Origin of the sequence: Listeria farberi (genome assembly GCF_014229245.1) — a bacterium.
GTDB lineage: Bacteria > Bacillota > Bacilli > Lactobacillales > Listeriaceae > Listeria > Listeria farberi.
Genome location: NZ_JAARZJ010000034.1, coordinates 1 through 6431, shown reverse-complemented (window position 1 = coordinate 6431; position 6431 = coordinate 1). Strand labels below are relative to the sequence as shown.

General features: G+C 31.1%; 4 protein-coding genes, 1 pseudogene and 1 CRISPR repeat array. Of the genes and pseudogenes, 2 read left to right on the top strand and 3 right to left on the bottom strand.

The annotated features are described in order from the left end of the window. A pseudogene (locus HCB45_RS14875) lies at nt 1–137 on the top strand (type II-A CRISPR-associated protein Csn2); the annotation flags it as partial. A gap of 126 nt (nt 138–263) precedes the next feature. Further along, a CRISPR array of direct repeats spans nt 264–826; the repeat unit is 36 nt; unit sequence GTTTTAGAGCTATGTTGTTTTGAATGCTACCAAAAC. A gap of 1292 nt (nt 827–2118) precedes the next feature. Here the strand turns inward: HCB45_RS14875 and HCB45_RS14870 are convergent. The 3 genes from HCB45_RS14870 to HCB45_RS14860 all read right to left on the bottom strand — a co-directional run bounded on the left by HCB45_RS14870 (nt 2119) and on the right by HCB45_RS14860 (nt 5231). Beyond that, complete coding sequence (locus HCB45_RS14870) at nt 2119–2877, bottom strand: CPBP family intramembrane glutamic endopeptidase (RefSeq protein WP_185620421.1); 759 nt, start codon at nt 2875–2877, stop codon at nt 2119–2121. Between the two features lie 176 nt (nt 2878–3053). Beyond that, nucleotides 3054–3848, bottom strand: a complete 795-nt coding sequence (locus HCB45_RS14865; RefSeq protein ID WP_185620420.1) for a hypothetical protein — start codon at nt 3846–3848, stop codon at nt 3054–3056. A gap of 312 nt (nt 3849–4160) precedes the next feature. Continuing rightward, the gene (locus HCB45_RS14860) at nt 4161–5231 is read right to left on the bottom strand and encodes a type I restriction endonuclease (RefSeq protein WP_185620419.1); all 1071 of its coding nucleotides are present in this window, start codon (nt 5229–5231) and stop codon (nt 4161–4163) included. Between the two features lie 848 nt (nt 5232–6079). On the opposite strand from HCB45_RS14860, the gene HCB45_RS14855 reads away from it, so the two are divergent. Then, nucleotides 6080–6431 (top strand): KxYKxGKxW signal peptide domain-containing protein (locus HCB45_RS14855; protein WP_185620418.1); only part of this gene is annotated, 352 nt, incomplete at its 3' end.

The following is a 6431-nucleotide window of genomic DNA, read 5'->3' as shown; positions in this document are numbered from 1 at the left end:
ATGAGTTACTAGAGCTAAGGCGCTATATCTCGTTAAACCAAGTAAAAGTTTTATTTGTTGAACCTCGAAAAGTAGAAGGATTTTCGCAAGTTATTCTAGATTCAGATTATTTTTTACAAGTGGAAAATGGAATGTAAGTATCCAAATGTTCTTTGAAAACTAAATAGATTTTATGTGAACCATAAAATAAGCATTCAAAATTGAAATCTTGCTATGGATAAGTGGCGCGATTACGAAATCTAGGAGAATAAAAAATTCTACGAGTTTTAGAGCTATGTTATTTTGAATGCTAACAAAACGGATTATATCCCACCATCGAACCTCCTCATGTTTTAGAGCTATGTTATTTTGAATGCTACCAAAACTTATTACTAGATTTCTTATGGCACACGGAAGTTTTAGAGCTATGTTGTTTTGAATGCTACCAAAACCATTGCTTCTTGTAATTTTCCGGATGCGCCGTTTTAGAGCTATGTTGTTTTGAATGCTACCAAAACCATTGCTTCTTGTAATTTTCCGGATGCGCCGTTTTAGAGCTATGTTGTTTTGAATGCTACCAAAACCGATTGCCAACTATCATAACCAACAAAAACGTTTTAGAGCTATGTTGTTTTGAATGCTACCAAAACGACAAGAGTTATTCGAAAAATGCTGGAAGAGTTTTAGAGCTATGTTGTTTTGAATGCTACCAAAACTAGTGATGGCGAAAAACCTAACATCAGGAAGTTTTAGAGCTATGTTATCTTGAATGCTAACAAAACTAACCAGCGAGATTACATGTTGTTTTTTTGTTTTAGAGCTATGTTGTTTTGAATGCTAACAAAATGAAAAGAAGAGTTGGATGCTTCACTTGATGTTATTGTTTTAGGGCTATGTTATTTTGGAATGCAAGACAAGCTACCTTTAAAGGCTTCGATGATTAAAGCGTTTTAGAACTATGTAATTTTGAATACTAGCAAAACAGATTAACGTGTAGAAGAGCACTAGCAATGTTTTAGAGCTAAGTTTATTTTTTGAATGCTAGCAAATTTTATTCAGCACCAGGATTAGAAAGGCACGTTTTAGAGCTATGCTATTTTGAATACTAACAAAACAAAAAAGATATTAGAAGAATGAAAGTTCGATTGATTTTAGAGCTAAGTTATTCTAACAGTACACCTATTTACAAGAACGGAGCTATGTAATTTTTATACTTAGCAAACTATGGTAAACCGTTATCTCTTAGGAAATGGTTTTAGAGTTATGCTATTTTGAATGCTAACAAAACTACTAATTTGAAATCTATTGTGGAGTGTTGTTTTAGAGCTATGCTATTTTGAATACTAGTAAGGCTAAAGCTTAGGAGATTATATGGACAAAACAATGAGCCTATAAAGTGTTTTTAGTGAGCGGAAAATAAATATGTATCGCTTCTATACATACTCAAGAGATGAAATTAAAATATAGCATCAAAAATCATCCTGAGTAATAAGCCACTGTAAACTTTGGTTCCTTGTCATTACCTTTTAAAAAGTTTTTTCTTTGTCATTTATCATGTACTTCTTTAAATTCTGCGTTTACTACGGCAAGTTAATGCAAGCTCAAATGAGGATAGGTTAGAGCTTAGCTTAATTGTGATTCTAATTTCATTCAACAAGCACGTTTAGTAGATCAAAAACATGGGAGAGAAAAAAACAACAGAAATTCTAGGGAATTTAAGTAGCGTATTGTTGATGGTTAGGTCTGTGTTAACTGGATTTAAGAGAAAGAAATATGATTAAGTAAAAAAAGCCAATCTACTCTGAGTTAGTACAAGAATAGATTGGTTATTGTAATAGGAAGAAACTCGGTATAAAGGTTGCTAATGATTTGTTGATAGAGATTTAGATAGTTTCTTTATTACTTAGTACATAAGTAAATACTAGCAAATTCGTTTTAATATATTTGTACTAGTAATTAGTTTTCGCACATAGATGAGTGAGAATCTATGTCAATACTTTGAGGGTTGAGTGAATAATTTCTCCTAGTGGTCCATCGTTAAAAACTAAAATCATAGCTGGTTTTATAAATAGTTTATACATAATCCAAATAAAGGAAAAAGAAATAGTATATATACTCCATCTAAAGAATTTTTTATGTCTAATCATGCGCATTTTTCTTTACTTTTTTGTTCGATTGTTTCAAGGGATCCCAATGAGTGATTCCGTAAAAAAAGAGGAATAGACTGTAAATAAGTGACAGAGCATCTACGATGAAAATATTCTGTTGTAGACTACCAGAATTTGAAATGGATGCCAATAGGTTAAATAATGTATGGAAAATAATAACAGGATAAATGGATTGTGTCTTCAAATAAATCAGAGAGAAGACTGCGCTAAGAAGCAAAGTATTGCCAAATTGTAAAACAACTAATATAGGAGTAGTATCAGGATTAATCCCACTAGTTATGTGTAAGACTCCAAATACAATACTTGAAAATAAGATATAAACAATGGCTGTTTTATTCTTTAAATAATAATAAAATACGCCTCTAAAAAATGTTTCTTCGACCAAACCAACGAGAATCATTTGAAGAGTAATTAAGAAGATGTTGGAGAATGAAAGCGAGTTATCTATGCCTAAAATAAGAGGCTGTATAGCAACAACCAATAACATAAATAAAACTACTACAATAGAAAATATTTCTATTTTTATTTTTCTAAAGCCAAACGCTTTTAGTGTGTTATCTTTTCTTTTTATGTAAAAGTATAAGCAAATTGCTGAAAAAAGAAAGGCCGTCATTTGAAGAATAGTCATTTCTCGGTCAGTTGCTTTTAATAGAATACCTGCTATAGAAAATAGGCTGAGAACAAACATAAGAATAAAGGCTAATCCAATTAGTTTTAAATAAATTTTCATATCTATACTCCTAATAGTTTTTGAAATCCTTTTTAAGGATGTATAAAATGCTACAAAATAAAAACACCTGATAAACCAGTTTTTTAATATTAAGAAGTAGCACCGTTATTAAAAAACAACTTGAAGAGCTAACACAGAGACAGTGCCATAGAGCTTCAAGTCGCTTTTTAATATTTTTAAATATCTTTGTCTGATTTTTTATTATCTTGATAGGATTTAACGCGTGAGTCTTTTACAAGTTGGAAGACAACATCATCATTCGCTGAATAATAATCACCTTTTTTAGTCATAGTAAATTCTAAATCAACGGGGTTAGAAACTTTTACTGCCTCATAATCCAAATCCCCATAATACATGGCATATAATTTTAACGTAATTAAAGACTTGATGGTTTTAATATCCTTATTTTGTGATTGACGGATAAATGTATCTTCGTCGATTCCACCGAATAGTTCACTTCTAGCTGTCCCGATAGGGTTCGCTTCTTCTAATCCTGCAATTGGATAGTATGAAATCGTTATAGTAGCTTCATCTCCTGAAATATCGACTTGTTTTATGTTATAAGAAATCTGCTTTGTCTGTTTCAAATAAGCGTCAGCATAATCTTTAATTATATCAGAGGCGTAATAATTGGATCCATCAATAACTAAATAATAATCATCTCTATTACCGTTTTCTGCAAATGCCTCCTCTTGTTTCTTAGATAATCGATTAATCATATGAGTATCAACTGCGTCTGGGTTTTGATACAGAACATCTTCAAGATGTTCTGCTCTTTTTCCACCATACAAAAAATCTAGTAGTACATTTGCATCTTTTTTAGCTTGTTTAACTTTTTTCTCTTTTGTAGTTTTTGTTGGAGTACTCGTTTTTTGTACATCTAACCCCATACAACCTGTTAACATTAAGATACTAGCTCCTAAAACAAGGGATTGTAATATTTTAATTTTCAGCTTCTTCTTTCTGTTCATTTTAAAATTACTCCTCTACTATTTTTATTTAAACCCACAAAACTATTGTTGGTTGTGAATGCGTTCAATGATCCTCCTTCCAGAAAATTTACACCTATACTAAGAATATATAGTATAGAAAATGAATTTTTATACATTTTATGATGGTTAAAGTGCATTTTAAGCCAAATGGTGAGAAAACTATAGTGTTAATTTGCAATTGGAGAGTAGTTAATGAGAATAAAGAAAAATTTACTGTATGGTAATTAAGGTAAGAATAAATACTAAAAGTAATCCCAATTATTACAGGAGCACTTTTAGTATTTTTATTTTTTAGACTATGTTTAATAATTGGTTTGCAACATCTAACATCTTATCTTTATGGTTATAGATATCTATTGCATCTAGAATGTCTAGTTCTGTTTTGTAGCAATCATTGAATACTATGTAGCTACGATCATTGTTTATATGTAGACGAAATAGCCATTTTCGATTATTTGTATCTAGTAGAACGCTAAAATGAGATTTATTGTCATCGCAGGACACTCGCTTTAAATTAATACTATCCTTAAGAATGAGTTTAGTAATGGTATATGCAGCTATTTTTTCTTTGGTTACAACGATATCATCATTAGATAACTTGCTATCTTTTTCTGTTACATCCATTTTTTTATTTTGGTGGATAGAAGAATTCAAAATGGTGTTTAATTTATTACTTACTGCATCAGTAATAAACTGATGCATGCTTTGTTTTATCATTGGAGAAAATCGTTTTATAACAGAATGTCTTTTTCGCCCCTTATAAAATGAATTTAAAATAAAGGAAACCGATTCTTTAGAGGGTGAGTTAAATTCTGTATCTAAAAAGTAGCGTATTTGTTTCGTATATTTTAAATCTAGGGTGGTTTTTAATATGGAATTCATATTGAAATTATTTTTATAGAACTTACTTAATTCAGTGATTTGTTTTTCTTCGATAGTGGAAAGGCAAAATGATAGAAATGGTGCAGAATCCATTTTATTGGGTTCATCTAAATCTGTAAAGAAAAGATATTCATCTCCATTAGTTAAAATGCCAATTTTTGTGTTTGAAGTGCGGAAATAGTTGAATAATTGAGAATCATGTTTTTGTAAACTCTTATCAACAGGCTTAACATTAATCAGTATGATAGGATTCCCGTCTTTCATAATAGCGTAGTCTATTGTTTCCCTTATTTTAATATCTGAATCTGCCGTATAGTCTGGTACGAATTCTTGTGGATTAAAAATGTCATAATTTAAAGCTTGAAAAAACGGAAGTACGAGAGTTATTTTTGTAGCTTCTTCCGTTTTTATGGTCCTTTTTATTGTTTCTAGTCTTTCGATAATAATATTTAAGCTATTTTTATAATTGTTAAAATCCATAAGCATTTATCCCTTTCTCTAATTAAGATATATTGTTTTTATCTTAGCAATTCATGTATAAAAATAAATACATCTTATGTTGGATTCAGTGCACTTTATGTAAAAGCTTTTTTACTTTCTAGTGGTATTGGAAATAATGATAGCAAAACAAAATTAGCTTAAGAATTTATAGAGATGATAAAACGAAAAAGTTTTATCATTATTTGGACATTAGAAATCTTTGGGAAAGAGACAGCATAGATGTCTTGTTTCGTTTGGGTAAAGGGAGATTATATTTTCTGTCCTATTGACTTCTTAATAAGCTCGCGGCATACTATTTTTGTGAATAATTTCTCATATTCATTTATTACTCCTTTAGCAAGTGAAGTAGTTAGATTATTGGACTTATAAGTTGCTAATCCCCCGTGCAGTATGTGCTTATAAACCGATAATCAACGCCAAGGGTGGAAACTTGGCGTTTTTTTATGGGAAAAAATTAAGAAGATATGTAAATTAACTTTCGCGCTACAATGAGTTTTAGTGCGAAAGTGGGAAGTTTGATGCATCAGAAAATCCTGCAGTAGGTAAATTACGATGCCGTTCATAAAATATGAAATTTGTTGCATAGTAGGATCTGTTTTACTATAGAACGAGAAGTTTTTTGAGATTGCTAAAATAAATCCTCCTCTCCCATGAACAAATTTTATAATTAAGCCTTTTGATATGCACTGAACAAATAAATATACGATAATAAATAGCCTTAAAAGAATCTAAGGGAACTTGAAATGTATTTTTTGAAAGACAGAATAAGTAATACTTAATTATAGTTAACTGATTTTATTTTACAAAAGATAGGAGTGAAGATAAACTTGAGATTTTCGCGAAGAGCTAGGGAGCAAAAACAAAAAAATTGGCGTATGTGGAAAAAAGGGAAGCAGTGGCTCTGTGGAGCGGCTTTGTTTTTTACTGTAGTTGCATCACCAGGAATGCTTGTTTTAGCAGATGAAGTAAATGCTGGTAATTCAACAGAGGTAACAGCTGGGGAAGTGGAGACGCCTCTTCCAGAACAATCTACCGAAACTGAGGTGGAAGAGGAGGTAGCAGAGGAAGGGGAAACGACTTCAGCTGAGGCTAGCGCATCAAGTCAACAAGAAGAAAACACCCCAAGTACAGCAGGAAATAATGAAACAAAGGCTGTTGAAGGAAAGAAGGAAAGACCAA